We start from the raw sequence: 16,550 nt of genomic DNA, 5'->3' as shown, positions 1-16,550 counted from the left end.
TGACCTATTTTTCTACTTTATTAAAAATGTTGCGTTCAACAAGACTATCCATAAGGAAAAAGAATTTTTGTTGAATAATGGTGTTAGCGCTAGGTTTAAAGATGTCGACGATACGAAGACCGGATTTGTCTGTAATATTAATTTTAAACCCATCTAGATCTTTATTAATAATAATTTTTAAAAGGAATCCTTCTCCAGAATTAGGGACTTCTTCTAAAAGACGTGTGAGTTCAAAATTTCCTAATTTATTTTGAAGAAAGGTATTATCTAGCAGGGTATATTTACGAATTTGAGAATCAATCTCGTATGTGTAAGGACAGTTTTTTAAGGTAACTTTTTTGTCAAAAGCCATGATTATTCTCCTAATAGTTTTAATAATTGAGATGAAAGTGTATCGATCTCTTCAAGGGTGTTGTATTTTGAAAAACTAATACGGACACTTTCCTTGAGAAGTGGGTGTTCAGCTCCATAGAGGGCCTCGAGGACATGACTAGGTTCAATATTTCCTGCCGTACAGGCTGATCCACTTGAAATAGAAATCCCCAATAAATCAAGTCGCATTAGTAATTGTTCATTGAGTTGACCAGGAAAAGCGATATTGAGAACGTAGGGGAGATTATCTTGGTCCTGATTGACAGTAGGTCCCAAAGGAGATAATGCTGTTAGAAGAGCTCGTCTCAATTGCTGCACATGAACCATATTGGTTTCCCAAGATGCTAGACTTTCTTCTAAGGCACTTGCCATCGATGCAATACTGGCCAAATTTTCAGTGCTGGCCCGGCGCTTGTCTTCTTGATTACCACCAAGAAGAAGGGGGTGGAGACGATTGGTGTTTGTGTATAAAAAACCAACTCCTTTTGGACCATGAAATTTATGACCAGAAGCGCTCAACAGATCAATCCCAAGTTCTTCTGGGTGTATTGGTAGTTTGCCTACCGCTTGAACAGCGTCGACATGAAAAACTGCTTGGTGTTCTTTCAATAACTCTCCAATAGAAGCAATTGGCAAGAGATAGCCCGTCTCGTTATTAGCATACATAGCAGAAACTAGAATTGTATCTGGGCGTAGCGCTTCCTTAAATTGTTGGACTGTGTATCTGCCTTCTACTGGCTTTAAATAGGTGACTTCAAAACCATATTTTTGTTCCAATTCCTTTAATGGATGAAGAACAGCGTGATGTTCAATGGCGGTTGTTAAGATGTGCTTTCCCTTTTCTATATTGGCCAAGGTATATCCAATCAATGCTAAATTATCTGCCTCGGTCCCACCAGAAGTAAAAATAATGCGATTAGGGGAAGTTTCTAGGGCTGAAGCGATTGAGTGACGAGCATTTCTTAGGATTTGGGCTGCCTGACGACCAGGGGTATGGAGGCTGGAAGGATTGCCAAATGTGGTTTGCGAAACAGTAAGTAGGGTATGTATCGCCGTTTCTGACATGGGAGTCGTGGCGGAGTTATCGAGATAAATCATTCATCTTCCTTATTGGTTGCTTTTTTAGCCTTTTGATAAGCAAAAAGTGGGCTGACAGGCTTACGCTCATGAATACGAATCAAAGCATCCGCAATTAACTGACTTGCTGAAAGGTATTTGACATGGTTCGGTGTTTCTTCTTTTGTGGCGACAGAATCTGTTACGACAATTTCCTTGATAGGAGCAGTATTTAACTTTTCAGCAGCCTTACTAGCAAATAAACCATGACTAGCAAAAGCATAGATTTCTGTGGCACCCTCTCGTTGGAGAGTACGGGATGCTTCAGTAAAAGTGACACCTGTATTAAGAATATCGTCAATGAGAAGAGCAGTTTTGCCTTCGACCTCCCCAATAATATAGCCTTTTTGACGTCCTGCATCGTCTTCTTCGTGATCAATAATGGCAATAGGAGCATCTAGGTATTCTGCCAAAGATCGTGCTCGTTTAATCCCAGAATTTTTAGGGCTAACGACGACAACATCTGCCCCTTTTAGGCCTAGGCTAACGCAATATTCTGCAAAGAGGGGAATTGTGTAGAGATTGTCAACAGGGATATCAAAGAACCCTTGTATCTGAGACGCATGGAGATCGAGAGTCAAGACGCGGTCCACACCGGCCTTCACTAGCATGTTGGCAACCAGTTTAGCGGTGATTGGTTCACGAGAACGGGCAACACGATCTTGGCGAGCGTAGCCAAAGTATGGCATGACAATGTTAATCGAGTTAGCTGATGCCCGATTACAGGCATCTATCATAATGAGCAGTTCCATCAGATGATTATTGACCGGATAACTGGTCGATTGGATGATGTAAACATCGATGCCACGAACCGATTCCTCAATATTGATTTGAATCTCACCATCTGAGAATTGGCGAGAAGACATTTTTCCAAGAGGGATACCTGTTTCTTTAGAAATTTTCTCAGCTAATTCACGGTTTGAATTCAGTGAAAATAATTTGATGTGTTTGTCATGGTAGCTCTTTGACATAACAATTGCTCCTTTTGGCTTTGTTAAATCTATTTTAACAAAAAAAGCTGAAAAATTCAGCTTTCAATATAAGAAAAGAATGGAAGAGTTTACCCATTTTTTTTTAATATAGAGTGAGTAAAACGAGCCACCTTAGATTTGGCATACTTGAAATCGATTTGTTCCTGTGCCAAAAACTGTTCAAATGCACGTTTTCCTTGGTCAGGGTCTGAGACCTCCAATTCTAACTCATAGTCTGATATACCAGAGTAATGGTTTTCATCCAATGCCATCAGACCAATAGGAAGCAGGGTTTCACGACGGTGGGTGGTTAAGTCCCCCTTTTTTTCAATACTATCTATTTTAAATCCGAAATCTTCAAGCAACTGAGTGATCGCATTTGGTTTCAGTTTATTATTTTTAATCATCTGTTCAGCTTCTTCAAGGTTTAGAGGGATATTGTGCTCCATATTGCCCACTTCTTGAGGAATTTTTAAGGTCATTTCGGCATGGTCATTAAATGTTCTGATTCGTAAAGACAATTTGGCTTTACGAAGTTCAGATTCTTTTGTATCAAAATAATGGTTAGTTTGAGTGACGAGAGGAACTGTCGAAAATTTCTGAGTTAAGCCCTCGAATTCTTTCTTGCTGAGCAGGGTCTTGTACTCAATTTCAATTTGTTTCATGGTCATTTTCCCTTTTTATGGTATAATATCTAGAGGATATTCTATCCTAAATGATGGAAAATAACAAGGCTGGAGACTGGTATGAATTGGGAAGAATTTTTAGACCCTTATATCCAGGCGGTAGGCGAGTTGAAAATTAAACTGCGTGGTATTCGTAAGCAGTACCGCAAGCAAAACAGACATTCCCCAATCGAATTTGTGACAGGGCGTGTTAAATCGGTTGAAAGTATTCAAGAGAAAATGGCTTTAAGAGGCATTAAGCTTGAGAATGTTGCTCAAGAAGTCCAAGATATTGCCGGCGTTCGTGTCATGGTGCAATTTGTTGATGACGTCGCCGAAGTTTTAGAATTGATTCGCCAGCGTCAAGATATGTGTGTTGTGCACGAAAGAGATTATATTACTTATAAAAAGGCAAGTGGTTATCGGAGTTACCATGTGATTATTGAGTATCCAGTTGAAACGATTTCTGGGACAGAGGTCATTTTAGCTGAAATTCAGATTAGAACGCTAGCAATGAACTTCTGGGCAACCATTGAGCACTCGTTGAATTATAAGTATAAGGGAGAGTTTCCAGAAGAAATTAAACAACGGTTAGAAATCACTGCTAGAATTTCTAATCAGCTGGATGAGGAAATGAGTAAAATAAGAGACGATATTCAAGAAGCACAATTGCTTTTTGACCCCGTCCATAGGAAACTGAGTGATGGTGTAGGAAATAGTGATGACACAGATGAAGACTATAAATAAAAAACGCATTGCTTTGATGGCCAGTAGAAATCCCAAAAGTGAAGCCGTATACAATCAACTGTTTACCACACTAAAGGATGCAGGATTTATTTTAAGCAGCAAGCAGCCTGATGTCGTTATCTCAATCGGTGGAGACGGCATGCTTTTATCTGCTTTTCATAAGTATGAGCATCTTCTCAACACGACTCGATTCGTGGGAGTTCATACTGGCCATTTAGGTTTTTATACAGATTATCGAGATTTTGAAGTTCAAGAATTAGTTGAAAACCTTAAGTTAGACAGAGGAGCCAAAATTTCCTATCCTGTTTTGCGTGTTGTCGTTCAATTCAAAAATGGTGAAAAAATCAGTTATCGGGCCTTGAATGAAGCGACCTTAAAACGACTCTCAAAAACTATGGTTGCTGATGTGATGATTAATCAGGTCCATTTTGAACAATTTAGGGGAGATGGTCTCTCGGTATCAACTCCGACTGGATCAACTGCCTATAATAAATCACTTGGCGGGGCTGTTCTTCATCCTACGATAGAAGCTCTACAGCTAGCTGAAATAGCCAGCCTGAATAACCGTGTTTATCGAACATTAGGGTCATCTGTTATTATTCCTAAAAAGGATAGGATAGCCATCCTCCCTGTTCATAATGACCGCTACAGTCTATCTGTAGATAACAAGACCTATATCTACGATAATATTGAAGCTGTAGGGTTCTACCTTGATGATACTAAGATTCATTTTGTGGCTACGCCGAGCCATACAAGTTTCTGGGAAAGGGTCAAGGATGCCTTTATAGGGGATGTTGAGACATGAGATTTGAATTCATTGCAGATGAGCACATCAAGGTTAAAACCCTTCTTAAAAAGCATGAAGTCTCTAAGTCACTTTTAGCAAAAATAAAATTTAAAGGGGGGAGTATCCTTGTCAACAATCAGCCCCAAAATGCCATCTATTTGTTGGAGGTAGGAGACAAGGTAACTATTGATATTCCTTCTGAAGAAGCATTTGAAAATCTGCAGGCGGTCTCAAGACCTCTGCAGATTGTTTATGAAGACGATCATTTTATGGTCATTGAAAAACCTGCTGGAATTGCTTCTATTCCAAGTATTTTGCACTCCAATACGATTGCTAATTTTGTCAAAGCTTACTATGTCGAAAAAAACTATGAAAACCAGCAAGTCCATATTGTGACCAGATTAGACAAGGATACCAGCGGTCTCATGCTCTTTGCCAAGCATGGCTATGCCCATGCGAGACTGGACAAACAGCTACAAAAAAAGCTAATTAAGAAAAAATACTTTGCCCTTGTTAAAGGCGTGGCAGATTTAGCTGATCAAGATGATATTATCGCACCAATTGCACGGCCAGAGGACTCTATCATCACACGACATGTCCATAAGTCTGGGAAATATGCTCATACGGCTTATGAAAAAGTGGCCAGTTTCAATGAGGGCATTCATTTAGTGGATGTTCATCTTTTAACCGGTCGAACCCACCAGATCAGAGTCCATTTTAGCCATATTGGCTTTCCACTCTTAGGAGATGATCTTTATGGAGGAAGTCTAACGGATGGTATTAATCGCCAAGCACTGCACTGTCATCGGCTGGAATTTTTTCATCCTTTTAAGGGAGAACATATCGTCTTAGAAAGTGAGTTGCCAGAAGATTTCCAGCGTGTTTTAACACATTTGGAGAAAAAAAGAGTATAATAAGTTTATAACTAAAAACATTTAAGGAGTTTCTCATGCAAATCTTTAACAATATGAAGTCCCGCTTGGTTAACCAAGAAGTCAAGATTGTTTTTCCAGAAGGGGAAGAACCACGTATTCTACAAGCGGTTAAAAACTTGGTCAAAGAAAGGTTGGTCGTTCCTGTAATATTGGGTAATGAGAATAAAATTTCGGCTTACCTTGAAATTGAAGGTGTAACTTCAGGTTTTGAAATCATTGATCCTACGACCTACAATGTCGATGAGATGGTATCTGCCTTGGTTTCTCGACGTCAAGGTAAAGTGGATGAAACTCAAGCCCGTGAATTGTTGAAAGATGTGAACTATTTTGGCGTTATGTTGGTTTATATGGGTTATGCCAAAGGGATGGTTTCTGGTGCGATTCACTCAACTGCTGATACTGTCCGTCCGGCACTTCAAATCATTAAAACCAAGCCTGGTATTTCCAGAACTTCAGGTGCATTCTTGATGGTACGAGAGTCTGATCATACTCGTTACATGTTTGGGGATTGTGCGATTAACATTACACCTGACGCTCAGACCCTAGCTGAAATTGCTATCGAGACTGCGAACACTGCAAATCTTTTTGGTATTGACCCTCGTGTGGCTATGCTTAGCTTCTCAACAAAAGGAAGTGGTAGCAGTCCAGACGTTGATCGTGTTGCAGAAGCAACCAGCATAGCTAAAACGCTTCGTCCAGACCTAGCTTTGGATGGTGAATTGCAATTTGATTCAGCCATTGACATGACTGTCGGAGAAATCAAAGCTCCTAACAGTCCAGTTGCTGGTAAAGCGACTGTCTTTATCTTCCCAGAAATTCAATCTGGTAACATTGGTTACAAGATTGCTGAACGGTTAGGTGGCTTTTCAGCTGTAGGACCAATCCTTCAAGGTCTCAACAGCCCTGTCAATGACCTCTCTCGTGGCTGTAACGCTGACGATGTCTATAAATTAACCATTATTACAGCGACTCAAGCCTTAGATGGGGCGAATTAATGAAATCACTCTTGGTCTATATTAAAGGATACGTCAAAGAAGCTCTTCTAGGTCCACTGTTTAAGTTGCTAGAGGCGAGCTTTGAACTCCTTGTTCCCTTGCTAATTGCAAGAATGGTAGACCAGATTATACCTGACAATAACCAAGGCGACTTGGTTATTGTTGTATTCTGGCTATTTGTTCTAGCAGTACTTGGCGTATTGGTTTCAGTCACAGCACAATATTTTTCCGCCAAGGCTGCTGTTAGATACACCCAAGGGTTAACGGATGATTTATTTGCCAAGGTCATGCGCTTGCCACAAGCTGAACGAGATCGTATCGGCCATTCGTCATTAGTCACACGTTTATCAGGGGACACCTTTCAAATTCAAACAGGTATCAACTTGTTTTTAAGGCTCTTTTTAAGAGCACCGATTATTGTCGTGGGTGCAATTATTATGGCCTTTCTCTTGAGTCCAAACATAACCTTGATTTTTGTTGTAATGGTTATACTGTTGTTTATCTTAGTTTTTGGGATTTCGAGAATCACAGCACCAGCTTATCAAAAGTTAAGAAAAGGTCTAGATCGTATTGTCGGATTAACACAAGAGCAATTATCTGGTATGCGAGTGGTGCGTGCCTTTACCCAAACCTCTAGAGAAAAACAGGCTTTTACAGATGAAAATGAGTCCTATTTGAAGGCTCAGATTAAAGTGGGACATTGGGCAGCATTCTTGTCTCCACTAACTTATTTTGTGGTGAATGTCAGCCTTTTAATTCTCTTATGGCGGGGGCAACAATATGTCTCGATGAATGTGCTTACTCAGGGGGCCTTGATGGCTTTGGTCAATTACCTGCTTCAAATCTTAACGGAATTACTAAAGGTTGCAACCATGACAACCAACCTCAACCAGTCTTATATTTCGGCACAACGTGTGTTGGAAGTTTTTCAATTGGCAGATGAGGACATCTTAGCACCAATAGCTGAGTATTCAACAGATAAAAAAGTGGCTCTTGAAGCAACTAAGGTGACCTTCCAGTATCCAAGTGCCAGTGAACCCTCTCTCACTGGTTTGGAATTGTCTATTCAGCCAGGTCAAATTTTAGGAGTCATTGGAGGAACAGGATCTGGGAAATCAACCTTTGTTCAACTCTTATCAGGACTTCGTCAGGTCACATCAGGTAGCCTAAATCTCTATCAAAATGGTTCAAGTCCTGCCAATCTCAAAGAATGGCGGGAATGGGTAGCAGTCGTACCTCAAAAAGCCCAATTGTTTAGAGGAACTGTCAGGGAAAATCTCTTATTAGGAATGGAAGTTATTGATGTTTCTGATGAGCAACTGTGGGAAGCTCTCGAATATGCACAGGCTGCTGACTTTGTCAACGATAAAGAAGGTGGGTTGGATGCCGTTGTTGAAGCCTTCGGACGTAACTTCTCAGGTGGCCAGCGTCAGCGGTTAACCATGGCTAGAGCCTTATTGCGTAGAGCACCGTTTCTAGTCTTAGATGATGCTACGTCAGCTCTTGACTATCTGACAGAAGCTAAACTTTTACAGGCTATTGCGACTCATTATAAAGACATGACCTTAATTTTGGTCTCCCAGCGGACACGTACGCTTAAACCAGCAGATCAAATTGTTGTTTTGGATAAAGGGGAACAAGTAGGACTTGGAACACATGAGGAGTTGTTATCAACCTCACCTGTTTACCAAGACATCCACTATTCACAACATCAGGAGGTGACCCATGGCTAAAAAACAAAAAACGTCCAGCCTTGGGCGCTTGATGATGCGCTTTAAAGGTCAAACCCTTTTGATTGGGCTGGCTGTCATTGGAACCATTATTCAAGTTGCTTTAACGGTATATCTTCCTGTCTTGATTGGTCGGGCTATTGATAGCGTGGTTTATCCTAATAGCCAGCAAGTGATTGGCACGATTCTTCTACAAATGGCTCTTGTGATTGGATTGAACACAATCATTCAATGGGTCAATCCTTTGGTTTTCAATCGTCTCATCTATCAAATGGTTGCCAAATTGAGAGCAGAAGTGCTGTACAAACTTCATCATTTGCCCCTTTCTTACTTAGATCGACAATCCGTTGGCGATTTGGTTAGTCGTGTGACAACCGATAGTGAACAGTTAACAAATGGGCTTTTGATGATTTTCAACCAGTTCTTTGTTGGTGTGTTAACGATCCTCTTGACGATTTTCAGCATGGGCCGTTTAGATGGATTTATGTTGCTTCTTGTTATTGGTTTGACACCTTTATCTCTCTTAATTGCGCGCTTTATTTCTAAAAAGAGTTACCGTCTTTTTCAAGATCAGACCAAAGCTCGAGGTCTTCAGACCCAGCATTTAGAAGAAGCAATCGGTCAACAAAGTTTAATTCAAAACTTTAATGCCCAAAGCCAAATGACAGAGACTTTTAAAACTCTTAATAGTGGCTATAGTGATGCGACACAGGGTGCCATCTTTTATTCTTCAACCATTAACCCTGCGACCCGCTTTGTTAATGCCCTGATTTATGCCTTACTAGCTGGATTTGGGGGCTTGCGTATCATGCGGGGGCAATTCACTGTCGGCCAATTAACCACCTTCCTAAACTATGCGACCCAGTATACCAAGCCATTTAACGATATCTCTTCTGTTTTTGCAGAATTACAGAGTGCCTTAGCCTGTGCAGAGCGTTTATTTGCCATTTTAGATGAACCTGTTATTCAAGATGAGGGAACAGCCAATATAGATACGAACGCTGTCAGAGGTGCTATTACATTTGAGAATGTTCAATTCGGCTATGTTCCTAATCGAATTTTGATGCAAAACTTGACCTTATCCGTTCCTGAAGGTAGTAAAATCGGGATTGTAGGGCCAACAGGTGCTGGAAAATCAACCATGATTAACCTCCTCATGCGCTTTTATGATCCGAATGCTGGACAGATTCTACTTGATGGTGTGCCGACTAGTCACTACAGTCGAGAGGCCTTTCGCCAGCAAATCGGTATGGTGCTCCAAGAGACTTGGTTAAAAGCGGCAACGGTTCATGATAATATCGCTTATGGTGTTCCAGAGGCTAGTCGTGAGAGTGTCATTGCTGCTGCCAAAGCTGCCAATGCCGATTTCTTCATCCGTCAATTGCCAAATGGCTACGACACATTTTTAGAGGATGCGGGTTCCAGTCTTTCTCAGGGACAGGCGCAATTATTAGCTATCGCTCGTGTTTTTCTTCAAGAACCTAAAATTCTAATTCTTGATGAAGCCACATCTTCTATTGATACACGGACTGAATTACTGATTCAAAAAGCCTTTGAGAAATTAATGGAGGGACGGACTAGCTTTGTGATTGCTCACCGTCTTTCTACCATTGAAGATTCAGATGTGATCCTTGTCATGGTTGATGGAGATATTGTGGAGTCTGGCAATCACGATGAACTGATGGCTTTAAGAGGTGTGTATCACCAGATGCAAACAGCCCAAGAAGCATTAGCATAGCAGTAATAAGGAGAGTTCATGAAATCTATTGGCATGGAAACCTTTCAATCAATACATAAAAAGAATCCAGTATCGCTCATTGATGTGCTTTCTGAAGATTTGTTCCACGAGAATCATATCCCAGGAGCTATCAATATCCGTTAGAAGAATTAGAAGACCGTTTAGCTCAACTCTCACCAGCAGATGCGCATTATGCCGTGTGCCAGAGAGAATTTAAACCAGAAGTTGCAATAGTATTTCTCACGGAAAAAGGGTTCGATGCCACCAATGTCGAAGGCGGGACCTTGACTTGGGAAAAGTAAATACTCCTTTGACAGGCTTCCTTCCGTCAGTCTGTCAAACTAGACTTTCCTATCAACCTCTTTTGAAATTTAAAAAAACGAACTTGAGACAGATAGTCCCAAGTTCGTTTTAGTTTGTATAATCTGGTTTTAGTAAAATCTGAAATACAACTCTGTTATCATCCTTGGAAGAGAAGGTAAAAGGAAGCTCATGTTTATCAAAGAGTTGTTTGACGAAGTAAAGCCCTATACCTGATCCGCCACTTTCTTTTGAACGGCTATAATCTGGACGATAAAAGGGGTCAAAAAGATGTTCAAAATCATAAGAACTAGGCATATGTTTAGGAAAATTCTCAATGGTTAGACTAGCATGGTTCAGTTGGACGGTAACGGTGGTATCTGGTTTGCTGTATCGAATAGCATTGTCTATAAGGTTTTTAAAAGCTTTGGTCAGCTCTACAGGGTTACCGTAGATGCTGACATCATACGGCGCCTCAAAGCTTAATGTTATAGCGTTCGCTTTCGCAAAATGGTGACAGTCCTCCAAAACGTGTAGCAAAAGAGTATTGAGTGACACCTCTTGGTATTGATCAGTAGGGATGTAGTCAAGTTTTGCAGTTTCCAGAATAGACTTAACCAGCTGGGTTTGGTCTATCAATATTTTTTGGCATTGTCTCAAATATTTGTCATGGTTTTGAAAATCGCCTACATTATAAATCATTCCCTCAACCAAACCAGATAAGCTAGCGATTGGGGTTTTTAGTTCATGAGCAGTGATTTGCAGAAAGGTTGCTTTTTCTTTTTCCTTTTGGATTGCCCGTTCATTTTCTTGCTTTAACTCTTCAATACTGCTGACTAATTGTCGGTATAAGCTGTTAATATCCTGACCTAAAGTTGCTATCTCATCTTTCCCTAAAGGTTCGATGATGATATCGGGAGAAAGAGAGAGCATTTGACGTGTGACGCTGGAAATCTTTTTGATTCTGCGATTGGAAAGATGACTATAAACAAAAGCGACGCTACTAGCAATGACAACAATGGCTAACAGGATGAGTGGATAATAGGTGACAAAAACTTGACTGTATTCTGAGAGGGAGTAAAAGCCGTATTCGGCCTGTAAAATAACTTCTTTACCATCTCGGGTAGTGATAAACTCTGCCCAGGCACCGATTTCATCGTAGTTCCCCTTAGCCAGATACTCTCGGGATTGTTGAGAGAGTTCTGCCTCAGATAAGATAGGATAAATATCTTTACCATCCTCATCAATCAAGCGAAATAAGAGATCTGGCATTGAACGATCGAGTTTTTGAAGTTTTTCGACCATCTCAGCTTCGGAAAGGCTATTTAGAGATTGAAGGACAGTATTGTATTGATTCTTTAAAGACTGTTTTTGAATGTGATTAAGGGTTATGGGCAATGCTAGATGAAGAATAAGTAAAAGAAATAAGACAGTAGAAGTGATGAGACCACTGACAATCAAGAAATTTTTACGTACAATGCCCATATCACACCTCTAACTGATAACCACGGCCGATAACTGTTTTTAGCTTCAGATGAGGTATTTTTTTGCGAAGATTTCTCACATGGTTATCTAAAACACGACTATCTAATTCGGTATATCCCCATATTGACTCCATGATAAAATCACGTGTTAGGACATAACCTCTGTTTTGAGCCAGTAGCAATAAAATGTCGTATTCTTTTCGTGTGAGTTCAAGTGGATTATCTTGGTCATAGACAATTCCCTGATCAGGGTAAATACGAAGACTGTCAATGGTGATAAGAGACTCTTTTGTTGGCTCGTTCTGCCTTAAAATATTTTCAACACGCTTCATCAAAATTAGGGGTGAAAAGGGTTTGGTAACATAATCGCTGATGAGTTGATTAAAGCTTGTTAATTGTGTGTATTCATCATCCAAAGCCGTTAACATCAAGATGGGCACACTTGATGTTTTTCGAATTTCTTTGAGGACATCTATACCGCTGATCGATGGAATCATAATATCAAGAATAATCAAATCTAAATCGTTCTGCTTGAAAAAATCAAGGGCTATTTGACCATCAAATACAGCATGAGGCTCATAACCTTGAGCTTTTAAAAATTCACAGATCACTTGATTGATAGTTGGATCATCTTCAACAACAAGTATTTTTTTCATCAGAACCTCCTGAAATCATTATACACTAAATTAAAGAGAAGAAGGCTTGGGGACTAAAAAAACAGATAAAAAGGAGATTGGAAACAGAAAAAACTGAGAAAATGATGATAAGCTAACTATAAACAATGAATTGGAGGGAAACGATGTCTTATAAACAAGTATCTAAAGCCTTTTGGGGTTACATGGGCATTATTATTTCAAGTTATCTAGTACTAAGTTTTCTGTTTGGAATGTCCTATGGAAGTCCTGAATTTGTGGCTTGGCGTCTGCCGTTTTCGGCGCTAGCTACTCTCTTAGTCATAATTTTTTCGTGGAGAAATAAAAAAAGGTTAGCCTATCGGTTTCCTTTTAAACAGAGGCTCTCTTTTTTGATGATTAGTGTGGTGATACCTTTTCTAATCGTGGGTTTCTTTTGGGTAAAGCATTTTACAATTAGTTGGACTTTTGTTCTTCCAATATTAACAACAATGTTGGTTGGAGCCGGAGAAGAAGTCCTCTTTAGAAAAATCATGTTATCCGTTTTTTTAACTAAATTGCCTCTTCCAAAAGCTATCTTATACTCATCCATGTTGTTTGGTCTTTCTCATCTCGTTGCCTTACTCGGTGGCAGTCCCTTAAAGCAAGTTTTGATTCAGGTTCTTTTAGCCACTTTGATGGGTGTTTTTTATGGTTTCTTGTACTTGTTTACGCAAAAAATAGGACTGTTAGCACTAGATCATTTTTTCTGGGACTATATGCTAGTGGGTGGAGCCCTAACGCATTACCCACTAGTTGCATTTGCCATTCCAGTTCTTTTAATATTACGCGTCATAATGATCATCGTTATGTTTGTGTTCAGCAAGAAGGAGGTGTCTCGTGAAGCGATTGACTGATCTTAAATGGTTTGATATTCTGATAGTGACTGTGATACTGTTTGGCGAAGCCACCATCTTAGCCATCCTAGGTTATCAGGACCTGCTTAATCAGGCGACAACCGCTGAAAATGCAGTTGCCTTTACAACTCAAGACAATTATAATAGTCTACTTTTACAAGGCTTTCTATTAGGTCTTGCTTTCCTATATCTTTGGGTGAGAAGATTTGACTTTAAGAGATGGAACATAAAGGTGACTTTGGAGGGGATGGGAAAAGCAGTTCTGATCTTTATAGGCGCAGCATTCTTAATGGATGTTTTCTTTATCGTGACACAGCCTATTGCCATAAGCCTTCCCTTTCCCATGCCCTTTTCAGAGGTGTTAAATCATGTTGAGTTTTCCTCTGTGCTTTACGCCTTGCTCAATGGTTTTTATGAAGAAATTTTCTTTCTTGGGATATGCCAGTCCGTTTCTCAAAAAGATTTGAAATGGGTTCTTCCTTTTTCTTTCTTTATTCGCTTTATTTTTCATATTTACCAAGGAATGGTACCAGCCATTGGTATCGGCTTAGTGTTTGGTGGGTATTTGTATACTTTATATCAAAAATCGACAGACAAAAATCTTTTTCCATTTTTTATAGCGCACGCTATTGCTGATGTCTTTGGACTAGGTTTGTTATATTATTTTCTTTAGGAGGTTTTCATGCTAGAATCCGTTATTGATGCTAAAAAGCGATCTGCTAAGAATTTTAGCTGGTGGTCGGCGCCTTTACTAGGGTATGGTCTTTTAATAACTGGCGAAATCTTTGGTATTATTGCCTTGCTTTGGGTGCCTTTTGCCTTTCCGCAAGTCATGTCGGACGAGTATCTGATGCTCTTAGTGGAGCTGTTTACTTTTGCTTTTATTGCAATTGTCGTGATTGCTTGGGCTAGATTTCAGGAGAAATCTCCCTGGCAAGGGTTAGGCATGTCCAAGGCCAACGCCTTTAAGGAGTTCTTAAAGGGCTGGGCCTTTGGGGCAGTTGTGTTGATTGTTTGTGTGTTACTGATGATGGCTGTTGGCGTGGTGACCATCGAAGCATTTGATTTTTCAATGAAAACATGGTTAAAATTCATTCCATTGTTACTAGCCTGGTCAATTCAGGGGACAACTGAAGAAATTTTATGCCGGGGTTGGATGTTCACCACTATTAGCGCCAAGAATAATATTCCCCTTGGCATACTGATTTCATCTCTCTTTTTTACAGCCATTCATTTAGGCAATGATGGGATTAGTTGGATTCCTTTGCTTGATCTCTTTATCTTTGCGGTTTTAGCTTGTTTGGTCATGTTAAAAACCAACAATCTTTGGGTGATCAGTGGGTTTCATGCTGCTTGGAACTGTTTCCAGGGCAATGTCTTTGCGTTTCCAGTAAGTGGTACAGCGACAGGTGATGCTTTTATCCATGTTTCCAGTCATGGACCTAACTGGTTATCCGGTGTTCCCTTTGGTGTTGAAGGAAGCATTATCAGCGTTATAGTTCAATTAGCCATAGTGGCTTGGCTAGCTTATGACCTCTTTGTCAAACCGAAACAGGTTTTGCAAAAGTAGACCTTTAAAAACGCACGGTCGAACCATTAGCTTATCAGGTTGACATCTAAAGTTTGTAAGCAGACAAAAAGACGTTGGACGATAGTCCCGCGTCTTTTGTTATTTCCCTAAGCAGAATTGGCTAAAGAGTTGAGTGATAAGTTCGTCTGGTGCGGCATCACCGGTGATCTCACCTAGAATCTCCCAACACCGTGTCATGTCCACTTGAAGCAGATCAACTGGCATGCCTAGAGCTAGGCCATCGTTAACCGCATTGAGGGCTTCAAGGGCTTTTTCAATCAGTGAGATGTGGCGGGCGTTGGAAAGGTAGGTGGCATCCTGTTCGACCAGGCCAGCATTATCAAAGAAGAGTTGATTGATACGGTCTTCAATAGCGTCAATGTTTTGATTGGTAAGAACTGAGATCGGAATGACGTCTTCTGGTAGCTGGTCACGTTCAATGACTTGAGGGAGATCGGTCTTGTTAAGCAAGATGATACGGTTGCTAGACGCACTGATGTCAAGTAAAATGCGGTCTTGTTCAGTGAGTGGCTCTGCACTATTAAGTACCAACAGTACTAAATCAGCCTCCTCAAGGGCTTTTTTAGAGCGCTCAACACCGATTTTCTCGACAACATCATCTGTCTCTCGAATACCTGCTGTATCAATCAACTTCAGCGGAACCCCTTTGATATTAACATATTCCTCAATGACGTCCCGTGTGGTACCGGCAATATCTGTTACAATAGCCTTTTCTTCCCTTAACAGATTATTAAGCAAACTGGATTTACCGACATTAGGGCGTCCGATGATGGCAGTCGAGAGGCCTTCACGCAAGATTTTGCCCCGTCTGGCTGTGCGCAGAAGATCTGACAAGAGTTTGGCAAACTCTTCCGTCTTTTCACGAAGGAGCTGAGTCGTCATCTCTTCCACATCATCGTATTCAGGGTAGTCAATATTGACTTCCACTTGAGCGAGGGTGTTGAGGATTTCCTGACGTGTATTGTCAATCAGATGTTTGAGGGAGCCATCCAACTGTTTGACAGCGATATTCATAGCCTTGTCGGTCTTAGCACGGATGATGTCCATGACGGCTTCAGCCTGAGTGAGGTCCACCCGGCCATTTAAAAAGGCACGTTTAGTAAACTCACCTGGCTCTGCCATGCGAGCCCCTTCACGAATCAGCAGTTGCAAGATTTCATTGGTCACGGCGATGCCACCGTGCGCATTGATTTCAATGACATGTTCACGGGTAAAGGTTTTAGGGGCTAACATGACCGACACCATCACCTCGTCTAGAATCTCTCGGGTCTGAGGGTCGATGATATGGCCATAGTTAATGGTATGGCTAGCAACTTTTGTGAGATTTTTTCCTTTAAACACGCGATTAGCGATGGTTAAGGCATCTAAACCAGACAAGCGGACAATGCCAATAGCTCCTTCACCAAGAGGGGTTGAAATAGCAGCAATGGTATCAAATTCTTTGGTAATCATAAGGTTATTTTAACGCAATTAAAGGAGGGATGCAAGGGCCGGGATTGACCGATGACTGATGAGGGGGTTATCATGCCAAAAGGAGGATAGTAATTGACCTAATACGTTTATTTTAGAGTTATGGCCCTACTGTTAATCG

17 protein-coding genes are annotated in these 16,550 nt (G+C 40.7%); 10 read left to right on the top strand and 7 right to left on the bottom strand.

Going from position 1 to position 16,550, the window contains the following annotated elements; genetic code table 11:
- Nucleotides 1–4 precede the first annotated feature (4 nt).
- From ACVRYP_RS02400 to ACVRYP_RS02385, 4 genes are all read right to left on the bottom strand, one after another.
- Nucleotides 5–352: a DUF1831 domain-containing protein gene (locus ACVRYP_RS02400; protein WP_447467182.1), complete on the bottom strand. Its 348-nt coding sequence runs from the start codon at nt 350–352 to the stop codon at nt 5–7.
- A gap of 2 nt (nt 353–354) precedes the next feature.
- On the bottom strand, nt 355–1,470 hold the full coding sequence (locus tag ACVRYP_RS02395; protein WP_447467181.1) for a cysteine desulfurase family protein: 1,116 nt from the start codon (nt 1,468–1,470) through the stop codon (nt 355–357).
- Nucleotides 1,467–2,459 (bottom strand): ribose-phosphate diphosphokinase, encoded by a 993-nt coding sequence (locus ACVRYP_RS02390; RefSeq protein WP_447467180.1) that lies wholly within the window; start codon nt 2,457–2,459, stop codon nt 1,467–1,469. Before ACVRYP_RS02390 ends, ACVRYP_RS02395 begins: the two co-directional genes overlap by 4 nt.
- An 89-nt stretch (nt 2,460–2,548) precedes the next feature.
- On the bottom strand, nt 2,549–3,124 hold the full coding sequence (locus ACVRYP_RS02385) for a CYTH domain-containing protein (protein WP_447467179.1): 576 nt from the start codon (nt 3,122–3,124) through the stop codon (nt 2,549–2,551).
- A gap of 81 nt (nt 3,125–3,205) precedes the next feature.
- On the opposite strand from ACVRYP_RS02385, the gene yjbM reads away from it, so the two are divergent.
- From yjbM to ACVRYP_RS02350, 7 genes are read left to right on the top strand one after another with little or no spacing between them, the layout of a single operon-like run.
- The gene (gene yjbM / locus ACVRYP_RS02380; protein ID WP_447467178.1) at nt 3,206–3,871 is read left to right on the top strand and encodes a GTP diphosphokinase; all 666 of its coding nucleotides are present in this window, start codon (nt 3,206–3,208) and stop codon (nt 3,869–3,871) included.
- Nucleotides 3,846–4,676, top strand: coding sequence for an NAD kinase (locus tag ACVRYP_RS02375; RefSeq protein ID WP_447467177.1), 831 nt, complete (start codon nt 3,846–3,848; stop codon nt 4,674–4,676). Before yjbM ends, ACVRYP_RS02375 begins: the two co-directional genes overlap by 26 nt.
- Complete coding sequence (locus ACVRYP_RS02370; RefSeq protein ID WP_447467176.1) at nt 4,673–5,572, top strand: RluA family pseudouridine synthase; 900 nt, start codon at nt 4,673–4,675, stop codon at nt 5,570–5,572. Before ACVRYP_RS02375 ends, ACVRYP_RS02370 begins: the two co-directional genes overlap by 4 nt.
- Before the next feature lie 35 nt (nt 5,573–5,607).
- Nucleotides 5,608–6,588: a phosphate acetyltransferase gene (gene pta, locus ACVRYP_RS02365; protein WP_447467175.1), complete on the top strand. Its 981-nt coding sequence runs from the start codon at nt 5,608–5,610 to the stop codon at nt 6,586–6,588.
- Nucleotides 6,588–8,321, top strand: a complete 1,734-nt coding sequence (locus ACVRYP_RS02360) for an ABC transporter ATP-binding protein (protein WP_447467174.1) — start codon at nt 6,588–6,590, stop codon at nt 8,319–8,321. Before pta ends, ACVRYP_RS02360 begins: the two co-directional genes overlap by 1 nt.
- Nucleotides 8,314–10,056 carry an ABC transporter ATP-binding protein gene (locus ACVRYP_RS02355; protein ID WP_447467173.1) on the top strand — a complete coding sequence of 581 codons (1,743 nt, stop codon included), beginning with the start codon at nt 8,314–8,316 and terminating at the stop codon, nt 10,054–10,056. Before ACVRYP_RS02360 ends, ACVRYP_RS02355 begins: the two co-directional genes overlap by 8 nt.
- 18 nt (nt 10,057–10,074) lie before the next feature.
- Nucleotides 10,075–10,200: a rhodanese-like domain-containing protein gene (locus tag ACVRYP_RS02350; RefSeq protein WP_447467172.1), complete on the top strand. Its 126-nt coding sequence runs from the start codon at nt 10,075–10,077 to the stop codon at nt 10,198–10,200.
- A 267-nt stretch (nt 10,201–10,467) separates the two neighbouring features.
- On the opposite strand, the gene ACVRYP_RS02345 is transcribed toward ACVRYP_RS02350, so the two are convergent.
- Both ACVRYP_RS02345 and ACVRYP_RS02340 read right to left on the bottom strand, forming a co-directional pair.
- Entirely contained in the window at nt 10,468–11,841 is a 1,374-nt protein-coding gene (locus ACVRYP_RS02345) for a sensor histidine kinase (RefSeq protein ID WP_447467171.1), read from the bottom strand.
- A 1-nt stretch (nt 11,842) separates the two neighbouring features.
- A complete protein-coding gene (locus ACVRYP_RS02340; protein WP_447467170.1) occupies nt 11,843–12,496 on the bottom strand; it encodes a response regulator transcription factor in 654 nt (217 codons plus the stop codon).
- A gap of 143 nt (nt 12,497–12,639) precedes the next feature.
- On the opposite strand from ACVRYP_RS02340, the gene ACVRYP_RS02335 reads away from it, so the two are divergent.
- The 3 genes from ACVRYP_RS02335 to ACVRYP_RS02325 are packed head-to-tail and all read left to right on the top strand — an operon-like array spanning nt 12,640 to nt 14,938.
- Nucleotides 12,640–13,368, top strand: coding sequence for a CPBP family intramembrane glutamic endopeptidase (locus ACVRYP_RS02335; protein ID WP_447467169.1), 729 nt, complete (start codon nt 12,640–12,642; stop codon nt 13,366–13,368).
- Nucleotides 13,352–14,041 (top strand): CPBP family glutamic-type intramembrane protease, encoded by a 690-nt coding sequence (locus ACVRYP_RS02330; RefSeq protein WP_447467168.1) that lies wholly within the window; start codon nt 13,352–13,354, stop codon nt 14,039–14,041. Before ACVRYP_RS02335 ends, ACVRYP_RS02330 begins: the two co-directional genes overlap by 17 nt.
- A 9-nt stretch (nt 14,042–14,050) precedes the next feature.
- A complete protein-coding gene (locus tag ACVRYP_RS02325) occupies nt 14,051–14,938 on the top strand; it encodes a CPBP family intramembrane glutamic endopeptidase (RefSeq protein ID WP_447467167.1) in 888 nt (295 codons plus the stop codon).
- Nucleotides 14,939–15,037: 99 nt separating this feature from the next.
- Here the strand turns inward: ACVRYP_RS02325 and mnmE are convergent, their stop codons facing one another.
- Nucleotides 15,038–16,411 (bottom strand): tRNA uridine-5-carboxymethylaminomethyl(34) synthesis GTPase MnmE, encoded by a 1,374-nt coding sequence (gene mnmE / locus ACVRYP_RS02320; protein WP_447467166.1) that lies wholly within the window; start codon nt 16,409–16,411, stop codon nt 15,038–15,040.
- Between the last annotated feature and the right edge of the window lie 139 nt (nt 16,412–16,550).

The organism is Streptococcus rifensis, assembly GCF_053203525.1.
The sequence above is the reverse complement of the archived record's forward strand: the minus strand, read 5'-3'. Positions and strand labels throughout refer to the sequence as shown.